A 21,561-nucleotide genomic window follows, 5' to 3' on the forward strand; every position below is an offset into this window, starting at 1 on the left:
AGACGCTGCCGGCCTAGCGGCGGGAGCGGAACCAGTCGAACCGGGAGCGCTGCGCGGCCTGGCCGAGATACGCGGGCGCGATGCTTTCGAGACTCGCGGGCGAGATCCCGAGTTCCGGCGCGAGCGGCCCCGCGAGCACGTTCGGCACCGACATCGTCGCGAGATTGTCGCGCGTGAGCACGGGCTCGCCGGGCAGGCATTCGAACACGCTCGCCTGCAGCCGCGCGAGCGCGTCGGGCAGCCGCACGATGCGTGCCTGGCGGCCGACCAGCGTGCCGCAATAGCGCACCAGCTGCTCGAGCGTGTAGACGGTCGGGCCGCCGAGTTCGTAGGTCTTGCCGTGTGCGGCCGCGAGATCGAGCGTGTTGACGAACGCGCGCACGACATCGCCGACGAACACCGGCTGGAAGCGCGCGTCGGGCATCGCGAGCGGCAGCACGGGCACCGAGCGCTGCAGGTTCGCGAACGTGTTGAGGAACGCATCGCCGGGGCCGAACACGACCGACGGGCGGAAGATCGTCAGCGCGAGCGAATCGGTCGCCGCGATCGCATGCAGCGCGGCCTCGCCGTCGCCCTTCGAGCGCTGGTACATGCTCGGGCCGTGCGAATCGGCGCCGAGCGCGCTCATGTGCAGCACGCGCTGCACGCCCACCTCGGTGCAGGCGGTCGCGAGCGCGGCCGGCAGCGTGACGTGCGCGCGCTCGAAGCCGGGCCCGTACGGCGTGCCGCGGCCGCCGTGCAGCACGCCGACCAGGTTGATCGCCGCGTGCGCACCGGCGACGAAGCGCGCGAGCGTGCGCGTGTCGAGCGCGTCGAGCTCGACGATTTCGACCGGCAGCATCTGCAGGTGGCGCGCGTGGTCGCGCCGGCGCGTGCCGATCCGTACCTGCTTGCCGGATTCGATCAGTGCATTGACGAGCCGGCTGCCGATGAAGCCGGTGCCGCCCAGCAGCGCAACGGTCTGGCGATCCATGTCGTGAGCCTCAAAAGAACACTGCCGCGTCTCGCGCGGCAGTGTGAAGATTGCGTATCAGGGCGAGATCATGCCTAGACGTTTCTTCAACGACTGCGGCTTGCCCTCGAAGAGCGCCGCGTAATAGACGGTGTTCGACAGCACGTTCTTCACGTAGTCGCGCGTCTCGTTGAACGGAATCGTTTCTGCGAAGATCGCGCCTTCGACCGGCTGCGTCAACACCTGGCGCCACTGGCGCGGCCGGCCCGGGCCCGCGTTGTAGCCGGCCGTGGCGAGCACCGGCGAGCTGTCGAAGTTGTTGTAGATGTCCGCCAGATACCAGGTGCCGAGCTGGATGTTGGTATCGATGTCGTGCATCTGCGCGCGCGAGATCGTGCCCATGCCGAGCTTCCTCGCGACCATCTGCGCGGTGGCCGGCATCAGCTGCATCAGGCCGCCCGCGCCCACCGACGAACGCGCGCTGATGATGAAGCGCGATTCCTGGCGGATCAGCCCGTACGCCCATTCGATGTCGAGGCCCGTCGATTGCGCATAGCGCTCGACGATGTTGCGGTACGGCGACGGGTAGCGCAGCGTGAAGTCGTGCTCGGCCTTCGTGCGGTCGGCCGTGTTGACCGTACGGTCGAGCAGCTCGACGCGCTTGCCGTATTCGGCCGCGGCCAGCAGCTGGCGATCGGTCATCCCGCGCAGCGGCCAGTTCCATTCGCGGTTGCCTTCGAGGCGCAGGTTCAGCGCGTAGAAACGCTGCGCGAGCGCGAAGCCCGGAATCTTGCTCATCGCGTCGATCTCGGCGTCGCTCACCTTCGTGCGCGGCGGGATCGTCGTGCGCTGGCCGAGCTCTTCGCCGGCGAGCTGCCCGTAGAAGTTGAACTGGCCCGCGACCTGCTCGAATTCCTGGTTCGCCTGCAGCGTGTCGCCGCTCTGCTTGAGCGCGCGCGCATGCCAGTAGATCCAGGCCGGATCGTTGCGCAGCGACGGCGGCATCTGCTCGATCGACCAGCGCACCATCGGCCAGTTGCCGGCGAGCAGCGCGGCGCGCGTGCGCCATTCGTAGCCCGGGTTCGACAGCGGCGCATTCGTCGACTTCGCGTACCAGACCGACGCGAGCGGCGAGCGCTTGATCGCGCCCTGGTAGCCGATCGCGCCCCACGCGATCGCCTGCTCCTGCTTGGTCAGCGACGGCGCGACCGTGGTCAGCATCCCGGCGGCGGCGTCCGGATCGTTGCGCGCCATGCGGCTGAGCGCGATCAGTGCGAGCTGGTGCGAGGTTGCGTCGGAGCCGACGCCGCGCGCGAGGTACAGCGGCGGCGCGCTCGTCGCCTGGTCGAAGCCGACCGGGCGCGGGCCGAGCGCATCGACGATCTTGCCGCCGAGCGTCGTGTAGTTCTGCTCGTACGCGAGGCGCGCCTGCTGCCACACGTCGTCGCTCGTGAACTGCTGGTTGACCGTGAGCGCGGTGATCAGGTCGACGCATGCGTCGCCGTAGTTCTTCGGCTCGACGAGCAGCGCACGCGCCGCTTCGGCGACGTTCTCGCCGCGCGCCGCGCGCGATTCGAGCGCATAGCACTTGACCTGCGTGTCGTCGTCGAGCACGAAGCGCTTGTATTGCTCGTCGAAGTTGCGCCAGTCGTGGCGCGCGCCGAGCACGAGCAGGTAGTCGTTGCGCAGGCGGTCGGCGATCGCCTGGCCGTCGTAGCGCTGCAGGAACGACTGCACGGGCGCGTCCGGCGCGTCCACGCGCGCGCGGCCCGTCGAATCGAACAGCTGCGGCTTGATCTGGAAATACTCGACGTAGGACGGTACCGGATAGTTCGGGATCATCGACGCGAGCTGCGCGGCTTTCGCGGCGTCGTTGCGACGCGCGGCTTCACGAAGCTGCACGAAGGTCTGGTCGTCCCCGGCGACCGTATCGTCGTTCGGTGCGGCGCACGCAGCCGTACCCGCGACGAGCGCGGCGGCCGAAAGTGTGAGCGCCACCGCGCGATATACTCGGAAAAGGCTGTTCGACATCGTTTTGAATGGAGCACGAAGTGAGCGAAAGCATAGCACGCAACCCTGTGCCGAACCCGAAGGTTGCGCTACGCAAAACGCTGTCCGGCGCGCGTCGCGACGCCGCGTCGCAACCCGCCGCGAACGCCGCGCTCGACGCGCGGCTGCGCACGCTGCTCGACCGGCTCGCGCCGCGCACGGTCGGGTTCTACTGGCCGCTGCCGGGTGAATTCGATGCGCGCGAGGCCGTGCTCGCGTGGTGCGCGGCCGGCGCCGGCAGGCAGGCTGCGCTGCCCGTGATCGACGAACGGCACACGCCGCTCGAGTTCCATGCGTGGGACGCGCACACGCCGATGCGCGAAGGGCATCACCGGATTCCGGAACCGGCGTCGGGAATCGTCGTCGTGCCCGACCTGTTGCTGATTCCCTGTGTGGGATTCGATCTGCAGCGCTACCGGCTGGGCTACGGCGGCGGCTACTACGACCGCACGCTCGCCGCGTGGCCGGGCAGCGCGCTGCCCGTAACCGTCGGCATTGCGTACGAAGCGTGCCGCGTCGCTGCGCTGCCGGCCGAAGCGCACGATCTCGCGCTGCACTGGATCGTGACCGACGGCGCACTATACCCGGCCGCCGGATGACGCGGCGGGCGGCGCCGCACCCATCGTCGCACGCCCGTCAGCACTCCGCCTCGCACCACCCGCGGCGCAACCGTTTACAGCGACGCCGCCGCGCGCGCGGCCGTGTCGTACAGGCCCGATGCGTTGCGCAGCAACTGCGCCGCGTCGCCGATCTGCTCGTTGGTGAGCCCGCTGTCCTTCAGCGTCTCGATCAGGCAGTGCTCGCGCACCTCGCGGTACTTCAGGCACAGGTCGCGGCCCGCGTCGGTCGCGAAGAAGAACACTTCCTTACCGTTCTTCTCGCTCTTCACATAGCCGCGGGCGATCAGTTTTTTCAGCGCATAGGTCGCGACGTGCGTATCCTCGATATTGAGCACGAAGCAGATGTCGGCGAGCTTCTTCTTGCGTTCGCGATGGCTGACGTGATGCAGCAGCGACACCTCGACCGCCGTCATGTCCTTCGCGCCGGCCGCCGACATGCAGCGCACCATCCACCGATTGAAAGCATTGCCTGCCATGATGAGGCCGTATTCGAGCTCCGACAGCTCCGCGCTCGAATCGGAAACGAGGTGTTCGGATGACACGATCTTGGTCGCAGGACGCTTCATGGAAAGGCGGAGCAAGCCGGATGACAGGGTGTGCCGAGTGTACGCCAGAAGCCCCGACATACGGGCTAGGCGAAAACGCTTATTGGGAAGTTGTCGATATTTTATTGACAATGTGCGCTAACATTGCCGTCCGAACCGTGCCAGTCCGATGACGCAACCCCGCTTTTATCCGCTCGGCGATGCCGCCCTCGTCTGCGAGGTGCCGCCGCCCGCCACGCTCGATTGCCAGCGCCGCGTCTGGGCCGTTGCCGAGGCCGCGCGCGCGTGGCCCGACGTGATCGACGTCGTGCCCGGCATGAACAACCTGACGATCGTGTTCGACGCGCTCGCCACGACGGCCGAGTCGCTCACGCCCGCGCTGCGCGACGCGTGGGAGACGGCCGACGTCGAGCACGCGGACGGCCGCGAGGTCGAGATCCCGGTCGAATACGGCGGCGCCGCCGGCCCCGACCTGCCGGCCGTCGCCGCGCATACCGGCCTGTCGGCCGACGAAGTCGTTGCGCGCCACGCGGCCGGCACGTACGTCGTGTTCTTCGTCGGCTTCCAGCCGGGCTTCGCGTATCTCGGCGGGCTCGACGCCGCGCTGCACATGCCGCGCCGCGCGGCGCCGCGCCTCGAGGTGCCGGCCGGCTCGGTCGGCATCGGCGGCGCGCAGACGGGCATCTACCCGGCCACGTCGCCCGGCGGCTGGCAGTTGATCGGCCGCACGTCGCACGTGCTGTTCGATCCGGCGCGGCCGCAACCGACGCTGCTGCTGCCCGGCGACCGCGTACGCTTCACCATTGCCGGAGTCGACGCACGATGACCCAGAGCACCGTACCGGGCACCATCGAAGTGGTGCGGGCCGGCCCGCTGTCCACCGTGCAGGATCTCGGGCGCCGCGGCGCGCGCCATCTCGGCGTCGCGCAGGGCGGCGCGCTCGACGGCCTCGCGCTCGAAGTCGGCAACCGGCTGGTCGGCAACCGCCCCGATGCGGCGGCCGTCGAGATCACGATCGGCCCGGCCGCTTTCCGCTTCACGCGCGCGACCCGCATCGCGATCACCGGCACCGAGTTCGGTGCGACGCTCGACGGCCAGCGCGTATATTCATGGTGGAGCCTGCCGGTCGAGGCCGGGCAGACGCTCGTGCTGCCCGCCGCGAAACGCGGGATGCGCGGCTACCTGTGCATCGCCGGCGGCATCGACGTGCTGCCGATGCTCGGCTCGCGCAGCACCGATCTCGCGTCACGCTTCGGCGGCCTCGGCGGCCGTGCGCTGCGCGACGGCGATCGGCTTCCGGTCGGCGTGCTTCCGGCCGGGATGGGTTGCCTCGCGGCCGACGCGCCCGAATTCGGCGTCAAGGCGCCGGCGTGGTGCGCGTTCGTGCGCGTCGACGAGCCGCCGCGCCGTCACCGCCCCGCGCATGCGCCGTGGGCGATGCCGGTGCGCGTGCTGCCGGGCCCCGACTACGCGTCGTTCGCCGCCGATTCGCAGCAGGCGTTCTGGGATGAGGAATGGCTGGTCACGGCGAACAGCAACCGCATGGGCTACCGGCTGGCCGGTGCCGAACTCGTGCGCGAGCGGCCGGCCGAGCTGCTGTCGCACGCGGTGCTGCCCGGCACGATCCAGGTGCCGCCGAACGGCCAGCCGATCGTGCTGATGCACGACGCGCAGACCACCGGCGGCTACCCGAAGATCGGCACGGTGATCCGTGCGGACTTGTGGAAACTCGCGCAGGCGCGGCTCAACCTGCCGATCCGCTTCGTGCGCACGACACCCGACGCCGCGCGCGCCGCGCTGGCCGCGGAACGTGCGTATCTGCGGCAGATCGACGTGGCGATCGACCTGCGCGAGGAAGCGCGCCGCCGCGCCGAGTCGCGTGCGGCGTGACAATGGCGGTAGCGGTACCGAAGGCAGTCGTCGTAGAGAAAACGGGCCACGCAACCAGTGGACGAGGAACATCATGCAAATCGATCTGAATGCCGATCTCGGCGAAGGATGCGGTTCGGACGAGGCGCTGCTCGACCTCGTGACGTCCGCGAACATCGCATGCGGGTGGCATGCGGGCGGCGCGAACGCGATGCGGGACTGCGTACGCTGGGCCGTGCACAAAGGCGTGGCGATCGGCGCGCATCCGAGCTTTCACGATCCGGAGAATTTCGGCCGCAAGGAAATGCAGCTGCCGGCCAGCGACATCTACGCGGGCGTGCTGTACCAGCTCGGCGCGCTGTCGGCGATCGCGCAGGCCGAGGGCGGCCGCATCGCGCACGTGAAACCGCACGGCGCGCTGTACAACCAGGCCGCGCGCGACCCGCTGATCGCCGATGCGGTGGTGTCCGCGATCCGCGATTTCGACCCGTCGCTCGCGGTGTTCGGGCTCGCGAACAGCGTGTTCGTCGCGGCCGCGCGGCACGCGGGGCTCGCCGCGGTGGAGGAAGTGTTCGCCGATCGCGGCTACCGCGCCGATGGCTCGCTCGTGCCGCGCAACCAGCCCGGCGCGCTGATCGACGACGAGGACACGATGATCGCGCGCACGCTGGACATGGTGCGCAGCCGGCAGGTGCGGGCGATCGGCGGCGAATGGGTGATGCTCAATGCGCAGACCGTCTGCCTGCACGGCGACGGGCCGCACGCGCTGGTCTTCGCGAAACGGATTCGCGCCGCGCTCGAGGCGGTGGGTGTCGACGTGGTCGCGCCCGGCATGCTGCAGGCCGACGAACGCGCCTGATCCGGCCGATCGCGCCGGCGCACGCACGATCCGTCGCACCAAAGAAAAAAGCGCCCTCGTGGCGCTTTTCCGTTGGCGCAATCGCTGCGGCTTCGCCGTCTGTCGATTCGCCCCCCGAAACCGTCTTGCGACGGTGACCGGAAAACTATTCCGGATTAAAAAACGTCCGCCGCCGCCCGATCACTGCCTTTCCCCGGTGGGACGACGGAACGTTGCTTATCCCGCAAGTCGGCCTGCATGCGTTGTTGTTGTCCGACGATGATTGGCCCCGCCGTACATGCAGACACTTCCGCGGCCGGCACGTGCACCACGTGCCGGCAACGCGCTAACCCCGCGCTTTATTTTCTGCTACCCCGTAGAACTTTTTCTATTCTTTTCATTTTTTCAACTTGTGGATCGAAGAATAGATATTGGCAGATCGGGATGTCAATCGTTTGAAACGCTATTTTCTGACGATTCGAGGGTTTTCCTTATCGAATCGCATGCCCAACCAGGCGTTCGAGCCGCTCGCACGGCGTCGATCAAACAGGGGAGGATCGGTTCGGGCGCGGTGACGGCGATCAGTTCGCGTCGACGCTGTAACCTTGTTGACGCAACAATTCGAGCACGCCGCGCGGGCCGCCCAGGTGCAGCGCGCCGATCGCGACGAACAGCGGCCGGTTCGGGGCGGCGATTGTCGTCATCCGTGCAACGAAGCGCCGGTTACGCTCATACACGATCTTGTTGTCGATCGCGTCCGACAATGCCTTCGAACGCGCGAGCCGTTCGCTCTTCGCGACCGCCCATGCCGAGATCGCATCGGCGTCGCCAATTCGCCACAGTCGATGCAGCGCCTTGATGTCGTCGGCGTTCTGCGCGGGCGTCTGCACCATGTCCTGCGCGAGCATCTCGCGCTGCTCGGCGAGCGTCAGCCCGGTGAACGCGCGCATCTGTTCGGCGAGCGTCTCGAGCCCGATCACGCGGCCGCCCTTCTTCTTCAGGAACACGTTCTGCAGCTGCGCCTCGGTGCCGTATTCCGTCTGCAGGCCGGCCGACAGCGAATCGTAGGTCTCGACGACGAGCGCCGCGAGCCACGGCCGCATCTTGCGGATCTCGACGAGCGCCGCCGGGTTGCCGCGCAGGCGCGCCGCGAGCCGCTGCCACAGCGGCTCGGGCAGCAGGCGCTGCAGGCACGGGTAGCGGCAGACGCCGTACTTCGACACGTCGTCCTGCGACTCGAGCAGATCGTCGGGCGACAGTTCGAGCGCCAGGGTGGGCGACGCGGCAAGCGCCGCGAGGATGCGCGGCCGGAACGGCTGCGCGCTCGGGTAGTCGGACGGGTCGCCGGTGTGCAGCGTGCCGAGCACGTAGAGCGTGACCTTGCCCTTGGTCGCGACGTAGAACGGCATGCGTGCGGGCTGTACGCGCACGGTGCCGCTCGACACCGTGCCGTTCGATACGGCAGGCGCATGGAAGCCCGGCAGGCTCATGCCGGGCGGCGGGACTTGCGACGGATGGATCGGTGAAGTGGCCGGCGCGCGCCCTTCGGCGCGCGCGGATTCGACGGGAACCACGAGGCTGGCCGCCACGCACGCGCCGGCCAGCGCCGCGCCCGTGACGGTACGCACGCTCCAGCGCCGCGCGTAGCGGTACGCGCGCATCACGCGCGCGCTGCTTGCCCCCGCACGGCGCACGCCGGACGCGCGCGCCGCCAACACTTCAGGCATTCTCCTCCCCGACTTCCTCGGCCCGATGGCAGGCCACGCGCCGGCCGTCGACCTCGCGCAGCTGCGGCTCCTCCACCCGGCAGCGCTCGACCGCATACGGGCAGCGCTGATGGAACGCGCAGCCCGACGGCGGATTGAGCGGCGACGGCAGTTCGCCCTGCAGCTTGATCTGCACGCGGCGGTCTTCCTCGAAGATCGCCGGCGTCGCCGACATCAGCGCGCGCGTGTACGGATGGCGCGGCCGTGCGTAGATCGTCGCCTTGTCGCCCAGCTCCGCGACGCTGCCGAAGTACATCACCATCACGTCGTCCGCGACGTGCTCGACCACCGACAGGTTGTGCGAGATGAACACGTAGCTCGTCTTGAACTGTTCCTGCAGATCCATGAACAGGTTCAGGATCTGCGCCTGGATCGACACGTCGAGCGCGGACACCGGCTCGTCGGCCACGACGATGCGCGGATCGAGGATCATCGCGCGCGCAATCGCGACACGCTGGCGCTGGCCGCCCGAGAACATGTGCGGATAACGCTTCGCGTGCTCGGGCCGCAGGCCGACCGTGCGCATGATCTGCGCGATGCGCTGCGCGCGTTCGGCGGCGGTCAGGTTCGCGTTGATCTCGAGCGGCTCGGACAGCGTCTGCTCGACGGTCTTGCGCGGATTCAGCGACGCGAACGGGTTCTGGAACACCATCTGCACACGGCGGCGCAGGTCGGCCACCGTCTCGCGGCTCGCGCCGGCGACGTTCTTGCCGTCGATCGTCAGGCTGCCCGAGGTGGGCGTCTCGATCATCGTCAGCTGGCGGGCGAGCGTCGACTTCCCGCAGCCCGATTCGCCGACGACGGCGAGCGTCTTGCCGCGCTTGAGCGAAAACGACACGCCGTTCAGCGCCTTCACCGTGCCCTGCCCGAACATCCCGCGCTTCACCGAATAGTGTTTCGCGAGGCCGTCGGCCACCAGCACGGCTTCCTCGTCGTGCGCCACGCGAGGCGTTTGATTGACTGCATTCATCGTGCACCTCCCGTCAGGTCGAGGTTGGAAACGTTGAGCGGCTTGATGCAGCGTGCGCGCATCGCATCGTTGGCCGGCACCAGCGTGTCGAGCGCCGGCCGCGCCTTGCGGCAATCGTCGACGACGTACTTGCAGCGCGGCGCGAACAGGCACCCGGACGGGCGATCATCGCGGCCCGGCACCATGCCGGGCAATGCGGCAAGGCGACGCGCCCCCTGATTGTGCTCGGGAATCGCCGCGAGCAGCGCTTCGGTGTACGGATGATGCGGCGCGCGGAAGATATCGGGCACGCGGTTGGTCTCGATCACCTCGCCCGCGTACATCACCGCCACGCGCTGCGCGACTTCCGACACCACGGCCAGGTCGTGCGAGATCAGCACGAGCGCCATGCCGCGCTCCTTCTGCAGCTTCACGAGCAGGTCCATGATCTGCGCCTGGATCGTCACGTCGAGCGCGGTGGTCGGCTCGTCGGCGATCAGCAGCTTCGGGTTGCACGCCACCGCCATCGCGATCATCACGCGCTGGTTCATCCCGCCCGACATCTGGTGCGGGAACGACGCGATGCGGTTCTTCGCGTCGGGAATGCCGACCTGGTCGAGCAGTTCGAGCGCGCGCCGGTGCAGCGCGTCGCCGCGCAAGCCCTCGTGCAGCTTCAGCACTTCCTTGATCTGGTAGCCGACCGTGTAGCTCGGGTTCAGGCTCGTCAGCGCGTCCTGGAACACCATCGCGATGTCCTTGCCGACGATCTTGCGGCGCGCCTTCGGCGACGCCTTCAGCAGGTCGACGCCGTTGAACGTGACTTCGTCCGCCGTCACCTTGCCCGGCGCGTCGATCAGGCCCATCAGCGCCATCATCGTCACGCTCTTGCCCGAGCCCGATTCGCCGACGACGCCCACCACCTCGCCCGGCGCGATCGACAGGTTGATCCGGTCGACGGCGGGCAGGCCGTTGAAGTTCACCGCGAGATTGCGGATGGTCAGAAGATTACTCATGGTCACGCCATCCGTTTCAGTTTGGGATCGAGCGCGTCGCGCAGCCCGTCGCCGAGCAGGTTGATCGCGAGCACCGAAATCAGGATCGACAGGCCCGGCATCGTCACGATCCACCACGCGTTGTCGATGTAGTCGCGCGCGGAGGCCAGCATCGCGCCCCATTCGGCGGTCGGCGGTTGCACGCCGAGGCCGAGGAAGCCGAGCGCGGCCGCGTCGAGGATGGCCGACGAGAAGCCGAGCGTCGCCTGCACGATCAGCGGCGCCGTACAGTTCGGCAGCACCTGCGAGAACATCAGGCGCAGCGTGCCGGCACCGGCCACGCGCGACGCCGTCACGTACTCCTTCTGCAGCTCGCCGAGCGCCGATGCGCGCGTGAGACGCACATAGGCCGGCAGCGCGACGATCGCGATCGCGAACATCGTGTTGGTCAGGCCCGGGCCGATGATCGCGACGACCGCGACCGCGAGCAGCAGCGACGGCAGCGCGAGCAGCACGTCCATGATGCGCATCACGGGCGTGTCCGCCCACTTCTGGAAGAACGCGGCGACGAGCCCGAGCACGATGCCGGGGATCAGCGCGAGCACGACCGACACGAAGCCGATCCAGAACGACATCCGCGCGCCGTACATCAGGCGCGAAAGAATGTCGCGGCCCGCTTCGTCGGTGCCGAGGATGAATTTCCAGTTGCCGCCTTCAAGCCACGCGGGCGGGATCTTCACGAAGTCGCGGTATTGCTCGACCGGGCTGTGCGGCGCAAGCAGCGGCGCGAGCAGCGCGACCAGGATCAGCACGATCACGACGATGCCGGCGCCGACGGCGCCCCGGTTGCGCGAGAAGTTGGCCCAGAACTCGCGCAACGCGAGCGCACGGCCGCCGGCCGGCGCGGATTCGGTCGGCAGGGTATTTTGCAGATTGCTCATGGGATTACCTCGTGTGGCGGATGCGCGGATTCAGCACGCCGTACAGCAGGTCGACGACCAGGTTCACGACGATCACGAGCGTCGCGATCAGCAGGATGCCGCCCTGGACGACCGGATAGTCGCGGCGCCCGATCGCATCGATCAGCCACTTGCCGACACCGGGCCACGAAAAGAGCGTCTCGGTCAGCACGGCGCCAGCAAGCAGCGTGCCGATCTGCAGGCCGATCACGGTGACGACCGGGATCAGCGCATTGCGCAGCGCATGCACGACGACCACGCGCGCGGGCGACAGCCCCTTCGCGCGGGCGGTGCGGATGTAATCCTCGCGCAGCACTTCGAGCATCGACGAGCGCGTCATCCGCGCGATCACCGCGAGCGGGATCGTGCCGAGCACGATCGCGGGCAGGATCAGGTGGCTGACCGCCGACTTGAACGAGCCTTCATCCGGCGCGAGCAGCGCGTCGATCAGCATGAAGCCCGTGGGGTGCGGGAAGTCGTATTCGACGGCAATGCGCCCCGACACGGGCGTCCAGCCGAGGTATGACGAAAACACCATGATGAGGATCAGCCCCCACCAGAAGATCGGCATCGAATAGCCGGTGAGCGCGGTGCCCATCACGCCATGGTCGACGACCGAGCCGCGCCGCAGCGCAGCGATCACGCCGGCCGGCAGCCCGACCGCGAGCGCGAACACGAGTGCGCACAGCGACAGCTCGACGGTCGCCGGGAAGCGCGCGAAGAACTCGCCCGCGACGCTCGTGTTCGTGATGATCGACGTGCCGAGGTCGCCATGCAGCGCCCGGCCGATGTAGTGGATGTACTGCATGGGCAGCGGCTGGTCGAGCCCGAGGCGTTTCATCGCCTCCGCATGCATCGCGGGATCGACGCCGCGCTCGCCCATCATCACTTCGATGGGGTCGCCCGGTATCAGGTGAATCAGCGCAAACGCCAGGATGGTGATGCCGATGAAAGTCGGGATCACCATGCCCACGCGGCGCAACACGAATGTGAACATGATGCGTCTCGGATTTTCTTGTGGGAAATGTGCGACCGGCGACGGGAAGCTTTTGGCCTCCCGCCGCCGGATGAATTAGCCGGTCTCGGTCTTCGTAGACAGCTTACGCCGGGCGCGTTACTTCACGCTAACACCGTCGAAGCGGGCATAGCCGAGCGGCTCGATACGCATGTCGACCACGGTCTTGCGCACCGGCTGGTAGACCGTCGAGTTCGCGATCGGCGAGAACGGCAGCTGTTGCGCGAAGATCTGCTGAGCCTGCATGTAGAGCTTGGTCCGCGCGTCCTGCCCCGTCGTCGTGCGGCCCTTCTGGACCAGCTCGTCGAACGGCTTGTAGCACCAGTGCGAGAAGTTGTTGCCCTTGATCGCTTCGCAGCCGAGCAGCGTGCCGAGCCAGTTGTCCGGATCGCCGTTGTCGCCCGTCCAGCCGATCAGCATCGTGTCCTGCTCACCCGAGTGCGCGCGCTTGATGTACTCGCCCCACTCGTACGTGACGATCTTCGCCTTCACGCCGATCTTCGCCCAGTCGGCCTGGATCATCTCGGCCATCAGGCGGGCGTTCGGGTTGTACGCGCGCTGCACCGGCATCGCCCACAGCGTGATCTCGAAACCGTTCGGGAAGCCGGCCTTCGCGAGCAGCGCCTTCGCCTTCGCGGTGTCGTTCGGCGCCATCTTCAGGTTCTTGTCGTACGACCATTGGGTCGGCGGCATCGGCGCGTTGGCCGCCTGGCCTGCGCCCTGGTAGACGGACTCGAGGATCGCCTTCTTGTTGATCGCCATGTCGAGTGCCTGACGCACCTCGAGCTTGTCGACCGGCTTGTGCTCGACGTTGTACGCGAGATAGCCGAGGTTGAAGCCGGCCTGCGACGGCATGTCGACGTTCGAATCGGCCTTCAGCGTCGCGATGTCGGCCGGACGCGGATAGCTCATCACCTGGCATTCGTTGCGCTTGATCTTCTGCACGCGCACGCCCGGATCCGGCGTGATCGAGAAGATCAGCTTCGAGATCTTCACTTCGCCCTTCTTCCAGTAATCAGGATTGCCGTCGAATCGGATCGTCGCGTCCTTCGTGTAGCTGCGGAAGATGAACGGGCCCGTGCCGACCGGCTTCTGGTTGATGTCGGCGGCCTTGCCTGCCTTCATCAGCTGGTCGCCGTATTCGGCCGACAGGATCGACGCGAATTCCATCGCCATGTTCTGGATGAACGGCGCATTCGGCTCGGCGAGCGTGAACTTCACGGTGTACGGATCGACCTTCTCGACCTTCGTGATCAGCTTGTCGAGGCCCATGTCGGTGAAGTACGGGAACGACACCGGGTATGCCTTGCGGAACGCATTGTTCGGGTCGAGCATGCGCTCGAACGAGAACAGCACGTCGTCGGCGTTGAATTCACGCGTCGGCTTGAAGAAGTCGGTCGTGTGGAACTTCACGCCGTGGCGCAGATGGAACGTGTACACCTTGCCGTCCGGCGACACGTCCCACTTCTCGGCGAGGCCCGGCTCGACCTTCGTGCCGCCGCGCTCGAATTCGACGAGACGGTTGTAGACGGTGAACGTGGCGGCGGTGAAATCGACGCCGGTCGTAAATTGCGCGGAATCGAAACCCGCCGGGCTGCCTTCTGAGCAGTAGACGAGCGTCTTGTTCGGGATCTGTGCGAATGCAGAGCCCGCGACGCCGAGCGATGCCGCTGCCACGCCTGCAATGGCGGTAACACGCAGGGTGTGCAACAGACGGTTGTATTCCATGTTTCCTCCAGGTCTCCAGATCGGAACCGGCCCGCCAGGGGCCGGCGTACGCGGATATTACTTGAGCTAACGATGTGGCAACAAGCTGGAGAAAAAACTCTTCTAGATGTCCCGCCGGGTTTTTGCCGATGTTTAGTGGGAGTAAAAAATGCGACAACGCGCGCGAGCGCCCATTTCGTTCATTTGGCGCAAGTTTCGTTCGACGACTAAACAATTCGGGCGCGACCACGAAGGATCGACCCACCGCGTTCCCGTGTTCTGCAGTACATCATTGCGTTTTGCGAAACGATCGGGTGACCGTCTTCAAATCGTCATGTTGTCGCGTCGCCGCGTCGTCACGCCGGCGCGTCGAGGTCGGCGCTGCGCGCGGGCACGAACGCGACCGCGACGATCGACAGCGCGATCCCGGCCATCACGTAGTAGGTCGGCGCGAGCGGCGTGCCCGTGACCTTGATCAGCCACGTGACGATGAACTGCCCGAAGCCGCCGAACAGCATCACCGCGACGTTGTACGCGATCGACAGCCCGGTCGAGCGCACGTTGGCCGGGAACAGCTCGGCGATCATCGCGCCGAACGGCCCGTAGTAGCCCGCGAGCGTGACCGACAGCACGGCCTGCACCGCGATCAGCCGCGCGATGCTCGGCGCCGCGTCGAGCCACGCGAACAGCGGATACATCAGCACGAGCGTGAGCACGAGCGACCACAGCGACAGCCCCTTGCGGCCGATGCGATCCGACCATGCGCCCGCGATCGGCGACAGCACCATCAGCAGCAGGTTGCCGACGATCACCGCATAGAACGATTCCGCGTAGGGCAGCTTCAGCTGCTTCACCGCGAAGGTCGGCAGATAGCTGATCAGCACGTAGATCGTCACCGTCAGCGCGATCACCGAGCCGAGCCCGCACAGCACCTCGCGCGGATAGCGCGTGAACACTTCGCCGAGCGTCACGCGGCGCGCACTTTGCTGCGCATGCAGGAACGCCTCGGAATCGGCGAGATGGCGGCGGATGTAGAAACCGATCGGGCCGATCACGAGCCCGAGGATGAACGGCACGCGCCAGCCCCAGCTGCGCAGCGCCTCGTGCGACAGCCCGCGGGTGACGGCCGCGCCGACGAGCGCGCCGATCAGCAGCGCGGCCGCCTGGCTCGCCATCTGCCAGCTGCCGTAGAAGCCGCGTTTCGAGAACGGCGCGGCCTCGATCAGCAGCGCCGTCGCGCTGCCGAATTCACCGCCCGCGGAGAAGCCCTGCAGCAGACGGCCGAGCACGATCAGGAGCGGGCCGCCGATGCCGATCGCCGCATACGGCGGCGCGACCGCGAGCAGGAAGATGCCGGCCGTCATCAGGAGGATCACGAGCGACAGCGCGGCCTTGCGGCCCGCGCGATCCGCGTACAGCCCGAACACGATGCCGCCGATCGGACGCATGAAGAACGCGACGCCGAACGTCGCGGTGGTCAGCAGCAGCGACGAGTATTCGCTGGAGGTCGGGAAGAACAGCTCGGCGATCACGACCGTCATGAAGCCGAACACCGTGAAGTCGTACCACTCGAGCGCATTGCCGATCACGGCGGCCGCGACCGCACGCCGGTTCAGCGCACGCTCGGGCCGGATCGTTTTCGTTGAATTCGCAATCGTCGCCATGCGTGCCTCGTCCTCGTCGGTTCGCCGTGTCGGGCTGCGCGGCGCGCAAAGTGCCCGCGGCGCGCCGGTGTGCAGCGAGTGTAGAAAGCGACGGAACCGTTTTCAAGCAATAAAAAACGCCCGCCATCTTTCGACGGCGGGCGTTGTGCGGTTTTCGCCACAATGCGGCATCGCACGATGCCGCACGGGCCTCAACCCATCTTCGAGAAGGCGCTGCACCAGCCCTTCGCCGACACCTGTTTGCCGGGGAAGGCGCCGCACGGGCCCGAGGCCGAGCCCTTCTTGCCCTGGTACAGCATGCAGGCCGCGCAATCCTGGCCCGCTGCGTATTTCGGGTACTTCGTCTTGTCGACCTTCGTCGCATCGGCCTTGTAGCCGAGTGCCGTCGCGGTCGGGTCGCTTTCCGCGAGCATCGGCGCATCGGCCAGCGCTTCACGCGACAGCGCCAGCGCGGACACGGCACCAATGCTCGTAATCAGGAAACTCCGACGGGATGTTTTCATGGGGGACTCGCTCCAACGTTATCGGTTTGAAAGCTGTTCTGGCGACAGCCGTTCGACAGAATAACGCTCAAGCGAATAAATGTGCATGCCGAAATTCCAGAGATAAGGAATTTCACACGGCCGCCATACGGCCGATACGCATTCGCCACTTCCCCGCCACATACGTGCCGCGTCAGCGGTAAGCCGTCATGTCGCCCACCCGCTGCGCAAGCGCGAGCGACGCGGTGAGCCCAGGCGACTCGATGCCGAACAGGTTCACGAGCCCGCGCACGCCGTGCTGCGCGGCGCCCTGCACGATGAAGTCCGCCGGCGGCTCGCCCGGGCCCGCGACCTTCGGCCGGATGCCCGCATACGCCGGCTGCAGCGCGTCATCCGGCAAGCCCGGCCAGAACGCGCGGATCGACACGTAGAACGCGGTCGCGCGCGCCGGATCGACTTCGTAGCGCAGCGCATCGATCCATTCGACGTCCGGGCCGAAGCGCGCCTGCCCGCCGAGGTCGAGCGTCAGGTGCACGCCGAGCCCCGCGCGGTCGGGCATCGGGTAGATCAGGTGGGAAAACGGTGCGCGCCCCGACAGGCTGAAGTAGTTGCCGCGCGCGAGATAGAGCGGCGGCACCCAGCGCGGGTCGAGGCCGCGCGTGCGGCGCGCCAGCGCCTGCGCGCCGAGGCCCGCGCTGTTGATCACGCAGGCGGCCTCGATCTCGGTCGGCGCGTCGCCGCCCGTGCGCACGACGAAGCGTCCGCCGCGCAGCACGTCGATCGATTCGACCGGGGATTTCAGCGCGCACACGGCGCCGTCGCGCTCCGCGTCGCCGAGCAGCGCGAGCATCAGCTGGTGGCTGTCGACGATGCCGGTGGACGGCGAGAACAGCGCCTCGACGCATTCGAGCGCGGGCTCGAGCGTCTGCGCCTCGGCGCGCGTGAGCGGCATCAGGTCGAGCACGCCGTTTTCGGTCGCGCGTGCGGCGATCGCCCTCAACTGCTTCACCTGCGCGGCGCTCGTGGCGACGAGCAACTTGCCGGCGCGCCGGTGCGGCACGTGATGGGTCTCGCAGAATTCGTACAGCAGGTCGCGCCCGTGCACGCACGACGTCGCCTTCAGCGACCCGCGCGGATAGTAGAGCCCCGCGTGGATCACTTCGCTGTTGCGCGAACTCGTACCCGTGCCGATCGCATCGGCCGCCTCGAGCACGAGCGTTTCACGCCCGCGCGCGGCCAGTTCGCGCGCAATCGCCAGACCGACGACGCCCGCGCCGATCACGACACAATCCATCTGCTCCATGACGTTTCGCGCCGCTAGCGCGTCGAGGGGAGAGAAGGGAATTGTACGTCCCGGTTCATCCGCTTGCCGAAGGTCGTGCAGCGTCTCGCGACGACGCCGTGCATGACGCGCGGCGCACGGTACGACACGACACGCGGCTCTGCGCGGCGCGCACGGCCCCGGCCTTGGTGGCGTGCGCGCACCGCTCGTTCAGAAGCCGATCGGCCGGCGCTTCGCCGCGCCTTCGTCGGCCCGGATGTCGCGCGGCCCGATCGCGTCGCGCCCGTCGAGCCGCGCGGCGCCGAACGCGTGCAGCAGCGCGCGGCGCATCGTGCGCGGCGGAGTCGCGGCCAGCACGTCGAGCGCGTCGTCGCCGAGCGTTTCCGGGAAGCGCCGCCCCCACGCGTGCGACGAGCGGATCTCGTCGTAGATCGTCTGCGCGATCCGGCGCGCGCCGGCCGCATCGGGCGGCGCGATCTCGTACACGTTCATCCGGTTGAGCAGCGGCTCCGGAATCGCGTGCGCCTCGTTCGCGGTCGCGATCCAGATCACGTTGCCCGCATCGATCGGCACTTCCGCGAATTCGTCGATGAATGCGCGCGCGGTGTCGTGCTCGAGCAACGCATACAGCGCGCCGAGCGGATCGTATTGCGCATCGCTGCCGGCCTTGTCGATCTCGTCGACCGCGATCACCGGGTTCGCGTAGCTGCCGTTCACGAGCGCATCGAACACCTTGCCGGGCTTCGCGTTCTTCCATTGCGACGACGCACCCGACAGGATCCAGCCGGCCGTCAGCGAACTCATCGGCACGTAGTGGTATGCGGTGCCGAGCAATTGCGCGAGCGCCTTCGCGAAGTGCGTCTTGCCGATGCCCGGGGGCCCGAGCAGCAGGATCGGCATCAGTTCGAGCCGGTCCTCCGTTTCGAGGCACAGCGCGACCTGCTTGCGCACGTCTTCGAGCGGCTCGGCGAAATTGGGCAATGCCTCGCCGAGCGCGTCGAACGACGGCATCCGGTTCGGCTTCACGCAGAAGCGCAGATTGCCCGTCTTGAGCATCTTCTCGTAGGTGGCGCGCAGTGCGTCGCTCGCGCTCTCGTTCAGGTCACTCAGCGCCGTCTCGACCTGCTCGAGGTCGTACACCGTGCTGAAGGATGCCACCGCCAGTTCCTGTTTCACCATCGCCGTCGTCATACCAACCTCGCTCCCGCTTGCCGTCACACGATCATCAGACCCTTACGATTTCAGTGTAGCGATCCCGCCATCCCGCGCAAGCAAGCAGCCGAGCGCGTCTGCTGCTAACACCCGCGCGCGCTGCACGCCGGCGCGCCGCGGCGTATGATCGTCAGTTCACCCACCCGCCACACCGGCCTGGCCGACCGCGCCCGCGCGGCGCGTCGGCCCCCGCCCCCCGAAGGTATGCCGATGTCCGTCCCCCCTGCATTTCCGCGCGTCGATGCCGACACGATCGGTGCCGTCGACGCGGCGCTCACGTCGCGCCGTGCGGTTCGCGCGTTCCTGCCGACGCCGGTGCCGCGCGACACGCTCGAGGCGATCCTCGAAGCCGCGAGCCGCGCGCCGTCGGGCACCAACATCCAGCCGTGGCGCGTGTACGTCGCGACGGGCGCCACGCGCGATGCGCTCGCCGCCGCGCTCACCGCGGCCCACGACGACCCCGCGCGCGACGAGAAATACGTCGCCGAGTACGACTACTACCCGCGCGAATGGGTGTCGCCGTATATCGACCGGCGCCGCAAGGTCGGCTGGGACCTGTACGGCCTGTTGAACATCGGCCGCGACGAGAAGGCGCGCATGCATGCGCAGCACGCCCGCAACTTCCGTTTCTTCGACGCGCCGGTCGCGCTGTTCTTCACGCTCGACCGCGTGATGACCTACGGTGCCTGGCTCGACTGCGGGATGTTCCTGCAGGGCGTGATGACGGCCGCGCGTGCACGCGGGCTCGATACCTGCCCGCAGGCCGCGTTCGTGCCGTTTCACCGGATCGTCACCGAACACCTCGGCATTCCCGCCAACGAACAGCTCGTCTGCGGGATGTCGCTCGGCCATGCGGACCCCGACGCGATCGAGAACCGCCTCGTCACCGAGCGCGCGCCCGTCGCCGAGTTCACGCGCTTTTTCGCTTGAAAACGCATGACGCGGCCCTACCTTTCGAGCAGGAACGCATCGTGCGGCGAACCTGCCGCGGCGCGTCCCGTCACATCGCGACCGAAATCGATCGGGCGTAAGATGTGCGTCCGTTCCCCGCTATTGCGCGTTTCCGGAGACGTTTCATGCTGAAACACGGCCTGGCCGTCCTGCTCGCGAGCGTCGCGCTCGCCGCCCATGCGCAGAGCCCCGCACCGGCCTCCGTCGCGTGGGAGATCCAGGTGGTACGCGACGGTCAGACCATCGACACGTTCCAGCAGCGCACCACCGTCGGTCAGACCCGTACCGATACCCATCGCTATCCGTCCGCCGTGCCGGTCGGCTGCGGCAATGCCGCGCGCGTCGTGCCGACCGAGCGCTCGCGCACGGTGACGGTCGCCCCGCTCACCGTCGATGCCGGCGCGAACACGGTGTCGCTCGCGCTCGACGTGCAGGAAACGATCGACGACGAAGGCGCGAAGCCGGCCGATCCGTGCGTGCCCGCGTCACCGCGGCAAATCGTCGCGAGTCATCCCGGCCTGACGGTCGGCGCCGACGCGTGGACCGACTGGACGCTCGTCGAGCAACATCCGCACCTCCTGTATCGCGTGCGCGCGCACGTCGCGAAGGATTGAGCGTCATGTCCGCCGACGCCCTGTCCCTGCCGTTCGCCGAACCGCACGCCGCCCCCGACGAAATCACCGCGGTGAGCTGGAACCTGCACAAGGGCCGCTCGCCGCTCGGCTTCACCGCGTGGAACGCGATGCGTAACTGGATGCAGTCGACGCACGCCGACGTGTATTTCCTGCAGGAAGCGATGGCGCGCCGCATGCCGCGCCCCGTGCTCGCGCCCGGCTTCGGCGCCCCGATGGACGACGCGGTCGACGACGTCTGGCACTGCCAGGCCACCGAGATCGCGCATGCGCTCGACTGGCAGATCGCGCTCGGGCCGAACGTGTTCAAGCCGTCGTGGCGGCACGGCAATGCGATCCTGTCACCGCATCCGCTGGACCTCGGCGGCCGCTGGGACATCTCCGCGCACCGTTTCGAGCGGCGCGGCCTGCTGGTCGCGCGCGCGACGCTCGCGGGCGCCCGGCCGGTCACGCTGCTGTGCGCGCACCTCGCGCTCACGCGCGCCGCGCGGCTGCGCCAGATGCACTGGATCGCGCACTGGATCGTGCGCAACGCGGGCGACGGCCCGCTGATGCTCGCCGGCGACTTCAACGACTGGCGCAACGATTCGGTCGCGCTGTTCGGCGAGATCGGGCTGTCCGAGGTCGCGACGCTGCTCGGCGAATCGGGCCGCACGTTCCCCGCGTTCTCGCCGGCGCTCGCGCTCGACAAGATGTTCGTGCGCGGGCTGACGCCGCTCGAATGGCGCGCGCCGTCCGGCGAGGCCGCGTGGCTGTCGGATCACCTGCCGTACATCGCGCGCCTGCGCCTCGATCCGCAATAGCCTTCCCGACCTCGGCGCGAAACTCGCGGCCGAGCGCCGAAAAACCGAAAGGCGATTGAAATAATTCGTTGCGCCAAATCCGCGCGGCCGCGGGGGTCAAGCCCGCGATCCGCGTCAACAGGGTAAAATAACGAGTTCCTCAATCGTCTGTCATCGAGAAGGCGCGTGTCCGACGCGCCGGCCGGCCGATCCGTGATCGGGCCGTCGCACTCGGTTTTTTGCCCGTTTTTGGGCCCGTTACTCGCGTTCGCTACGCGCGTCCGTTTTCAAAGCC

General features: G+C 67.8%; 20 protein-coding genes. 7 read left to right on the forward strand and 13 right to left on the reverse strand.

Annotated features, from left to right (window positions below):
- Positions 1-13: 13 nt before the first annotated feature.
- Both CFB41_RS16155 and CFB41_RS16160 read right to left on the reverse strand, forming a co-directional pair.
- The gene (locus tag CFB41_RS16155) at positions 14-973 is read right to left on the reverse strand and encodes a complex I NDUFA9 subunit family protein (protein ID WP_089441218.1); all 960 of its coding nucleotides are present in this window, start codon (positions 971-973) and stop codon (positions 14-16) included.
- Between the two features lie 57 nt (positions 974-1,030).
- A complete protein-coding gene (locus CFB41_RS16160) occupies positions 1,031-2,983 on the reverse strand; it encodes a lytic transglycosylase domain-containing protein (RefSeq protein WP_089457078.1) in 1,953 nt (650 codons plus the stop codon).
- Positions 2,984-2,991: 8 nt separating this feature from the next.
- Between CFB41_RS16160 and CFB41_RS16165 the strand changes: the two genes are divergently transcribed.
- Complete coding sequence (locus tag CFB41_RS16165) at positions 2,992-3,600, forward strand: 5-formyltetrahydrofolate cyclo-ligase (RefSeq protein ID WP_089457079.1); 609 nt, start codon at positions 2,992-2,994, stop codon at positions 3,598-3,600.
- A 74-nt stretch (positions 3,601-3,674) separates the two neighbouring features.
- On the opposite strand, the gene CFB41_RS16170 is transcribed toward CFB41_RS16165, so the two are convergent.
- The gene (locus CFB41_RS16170; protein ID WP_027788908.1) at positions 3,675-4,187 is read right to left on the reverse strand and encodes a winged helix DNA-binding protein; all 513 of its coding nucleotides are present in this window, start codon (positions 4,185-4,187) and stop codon (positions 3,675-3,677) included.
- Between the two features lie 148 nt (positions 4,188-4,335).
- On the opposite strand from CFB41_RS16170, the gene pxpB reads away from it, so the two are divergent.
- From pxpB to pxpA, 3 genes are all read left to right on the forward strand, one after another.
- Positions 4,336-4,992 carry a 5-oxoprolinase subunit PxpB gene (pxpB, locus tag CFB41_RS16175; RefSeq protein ID WP_089457080.1) on the forward strand — a complete coding sequence of 219 codons (657 nt, stop codon included), beginning with the start codon at positions 4,336-4,338 and terminating at the stop codon, positions 4,990-4,992.
- Entirely contained in the window at positions 4,989-6,056 is a 1,068-nt protein-coding gene (locus tag CFB41_RS16180; protein ID WP_089441222.1) for a biotin-dependent carboxyltransferase family protein, read from the forward strand. The genes pxpB and CFB41_RS16180 overlap by 4 nt, the downstream gene beginning before the upstream one ends.
- A 73-nt stretch (positions 6,057-6,129) precedes the next feature.
- Positions 6,130-6,894 carry a 5-oxoprolinase subunit PxpA gene (gene pxpA, locus CFB41_RS16185; protein ID WP_089457081.1) on the forward strand — a complete coding sequence of 255 codons (765 nt, stop codon included), beginning with the start codon at positions 6,130-6,132 and terminating at the stop codon, positions 6,892-6,894.
- Between the two features lie 560 nt (positions 6,895-7,454).
- Here pxpA and CFB41_RS16190 read toward each other — a convergent pair.
- From CFB41_RS16190 to CFB41_RS16235, 10 genes are all read right to left on the reverse strand, one after another.
- Positions 7,455-8,600 (reverse strand): TraB/GumN family protein, encoded by a 1,146-nt coding sequence (locus tag CFB41_RS16190; RefSeq protein WP_089457082.1) that lies wholly within the window; start codon positions 8,598-8,600, stop codon positions 7,455-7,457.
- Positions 8,593-9,609, reverse strand: coding sequence for a peptide ABC transporter ATP-binding protein (locus CFB41_RS16195; protein WP_089441225.1), 1,017 nt, complete (start codon positions 9,607-9,609; stop codon positions 8,593-8,595). The genes CFB41_RS16190 and CFB41_RS16195 overlap by 8 nt, the downstream gene beginning before the upstream one ends.
- Positions 9,606-10,601: an ABC transporter ATP-binding protein gene (locus CFB41_RS16200; RefSeq protein WP_089441226.1), complete on the reverse strand. Its 996-nt coding sequence runs from the start codon at positions 10,599-10,601 to the stop codon at positions 9,606-9,608. The genes CFB41_RS16195 and CFB41_RS16200 overlap by 4 nt, the downstream gene beginning before the upstream one ends.
- Before the next feature lie 2 nt (positions 10,602-10,603).
- Entirely contained in the window at positions 10,604-11,521 is a 918-nt protein-coding gene (locus tag CFB41_RS16205) for an ABC transporter permease subunit (RefSeq protein ID WP_089441227.1), read from the reverse strand.
- Between the two features lie 4 nt (positions 11,522-11,525).
- Positions 11,526-12,536 (reverse strand): ABC transporter permease subunit, encoded by a 1,011-nt coding sequence (locus CFB41_RS16210; protein WP_014895775.1) that lies wholly within the window; start codon positions 12,534-12,536, stop codon positions 11,526-11,528.
- 117 nt (positions 12,537-12,653) lie between these two features.
- Positions 12,654-14,282 carry an ABC transporter substrate-binding protein gene (locus tag CFB41_RS16215; protein WP_089457083.1) on the reverse strand — a complete coding sequence of 543 codons (1,629 nt, stop codon included), beginning with the start codon at positions 14,280-14,282 and terminating at the stop codon, positions 12,654-12,656.
- Positions 14,283-14,617: 335 nt separating this feature from the next.
- On the reverse strand, positions 14,618-15,925 hold the full coding sequence (locus tag CFB41_RS16220) for an MFS transporter (protein WP_089441228.1): 1,308 nt from the start codon (positions 15,923-15,925) through the stop codon (positions 14,618-14,620).
- A gap of 191 nt (positions 15,926-16,116) precedes the next feature.
- Entirely contained in the window at positions 16,117-16,428 is a 312-nt protein-coding gene (locus tag CFB41_RS16225; RefSeq protein WP_039354792.1) for a high-potential iron-sulfur protein, read from the reverse strand.
- Positions 16,429-16,600: 172 nt separating this feature from the next.
- Entirely contained in the window at positions 16,601-17,710 is a 1,110-nt protein-coding gene (locus CFB41_RS16230) for an NAD(P)/FAD-dependent oxidoreductase (protein WP_089457084.1), read from the reverse strand.
- A 189-nt stretch (positions 17,711-17,899) separates the two neighbouring features.
- Positions 17,900-18,880 carry an AAA family ATPase gene (locus tag CFB41_RS16235; protein ID WP_089457085.1) on the reverse strand — a complete coding sequence of 327 codons (981 nt, stop codon included), beginning with the start codon at positions 18,878-18,880 and terminating at the stop codon, positions 17,900-17,902.
- A gap of 231 nt (positions 18,881-19,111) precedes the next feature.
- Between CFB41_RS16235 and CFB41_RS16240 the strand changes: the two genes are divergently transcribed.
- The 3 genes from CFB41_RS16240 (at position 19,112) to CFB41_RS16250 (ending at position 21,287) form a co-directional block, all read left to right on the forward strand.
- Positions 19,112-19,831, forward strand: coding sequence for a nitroreductase (locus CFB41_RS16240; RefSeq protein ID WP_089426672.1), 720 nt, complete (start codon positions 19,112-19,114; stop codon positions 19,829-19,831).
- A 146-nt stretch (positions 19,832-19,977) separates the two neighbouring features.
- Positions 19,978-20,466 carry a hypothetical protein gene (locus CFB41_RS16245; RefSeq protein ID WP_089457086.1) on the forward strand — a complete coding sequence of 163 codons (489 nt, stop codon included), beginning with the start codon at positions 19,978-19,980 and terminating at the stop codon, positions 20,464-20,466.
- Positions 20,467-20,471: 5 nt separating this feature from the next.
- Entirely contained in the window at positions 20,472-21,287 is an 816-nt protein-coding gene (locus CFB41_RS16250) for an endonuclease/exonuclease/phosphatase family protein (protein ID WP_039354781.1), read from the forward strand.
- Positions 21,288-21,561: the final 274 nt, after the last annotated feature.

The organism is Burkholderia sp. AU33803, from assembly GCF_002223095.1.
In the GTDB taxonomy this organism is placed as follows: domain Bacteria; phylum Pseudomonadota; class Gammaproteobacteria; order Burkholderiales; family Burkholderiaceae; genus Burkholderia.

Coding starts and splice junctions, on each gene's coding strand:
- CFB41_RS16155 (WP_089441218.1), bottom strand. CDS start 973: ATGGATCGCCAGACCGTTGCGCTGCTGGGCGGCACCGGCTTCATCGGC.
- CFB41_RS16160 (WP_089457078.1), bottom strand. CDS start 2,983: ATGTCGAACAGCCTTTTCCGAGTATATCGCGCGGTGGCGCTCACACTT.
- CFB41_RS16165 (WP_089457079.1), top strand. CDS start 2,992: ATGGAGCACGAAGTGAGCGAAAGCATAGCACGCAACCCTGTGCCGAAC.
- CFB41_RS16170 (WP_027788908.1), bottom strand. CDS start 4,187: ATGAAGCGTCCTGCGACCAAGATCGTGTCATCCGAACACCTCGTTTCC.
- pxpB (WP_089457080.1), top strand. CDS start 4,336: ATGACGCAACCCCGCTTTTATCCGCTCGGCGATGCCGCCCTCGTCTGC.
- CFB41_RS16180 (WP_089441222.1), top strand. CDS start 4,989: ATGACCCAGAGCACCGTACCGGGCACCATCGAAGTGGTGCGGGCCGGC.
- pxpA (WP_089457081.1), top strand. CDS start 6,130: ATGCAAATCGATCTGAATGCCGATCTCGGCGAAGGATGCGGTTCGGAC.
- CFB41_RS16190 (WP_089457082.1), bottom strand. CDS start 8,600: ATGCCTGAAGTGTTGGCGGCGCGCGCGTCCGGCGTGCGCCGTGCGGGG.
- CFB41_RS16195 (WP_089441225.1), bottom strand. CDS start 9,609: ATGAATGCAGTCAATCAAACGCCTCGCGTGGCGCACGACGAGGAAGCC.
- CFB41_RS16200 (WP_089441226.1), bottom strand. CDS start 10,601: ATGAGTAATCTTCTGACCATCCGCAATCTCGCGGTGAACTTCAACGGC.
- CFB41_RS16205 (WP_089441227.1), bottom strand. CDS start 11,521: ATGAGCAATCTGCAAAATACCCTGCCGACCGAATCCGCGCCGGCCGGC.
- CFB41_RS16210 (WP_014895775.1), bottom strand. CDS start 12,536: ATGTTCACATTCGTGTTGCGCCGCGTGGGCATGGTGATCCCGACTTTC.
- CFB41_RS16215 (WP_089457083.1), bottom strand. CDS start 14,282: ATGGAATACAACCGTCTGTTGCACACCCTGCGTGTTACCGCCATTGCA.
- CFB41_RS16220 (WP_089441228.1), bottom strand. CDS start 15,925: ATGGCGACGATTGCGAATTCAACGAAAACGATCCGGCCCGAGCGTGCG.
- CFB41_RS16225 (WP_039354792.1), bottom strand. CDS start 16,428: ATGAAAACATCCCGTCGGAGTTTCCTGATTACGAGCATTGGTGCCGTG.
- CFB41_RS16230 (WP_089457084.1), bottom strand. CDS start 17,710: ATGGAGCAGATGGATTGTGTCGTGATCGGCGCGGGCGTCGTCGGTCTG.
- CFB41_RS16235 (WP_089457085.1), bottom strand. CDS start 18,880: ATGACGACGGCGATGGTGAAACAGGAACTGGCGGTGGCATCCTTCAGC.
- CFB41_RS16240 (WP_089426672.1), top strand. CDS start 19,112: ATGTCCGTCCCCCCTGCATTTCCGCGCGTCGATGCCGACACGATCGGT.
- CFB41_RS16245 (WP_089457086.1), top strand. CDS start 19,978: ATGCTGAAACACGGCCTGGCCGTCCTGCTCGCGAGCGTCGCGCTCGCC.
- CFB41_RS16250 (WP_039354781.1), top strand. CDS start 20,472: ATGTCCGCCGACGCCCTGTCCCTGCCGTTCGCCGAACCGCACGCCGCC.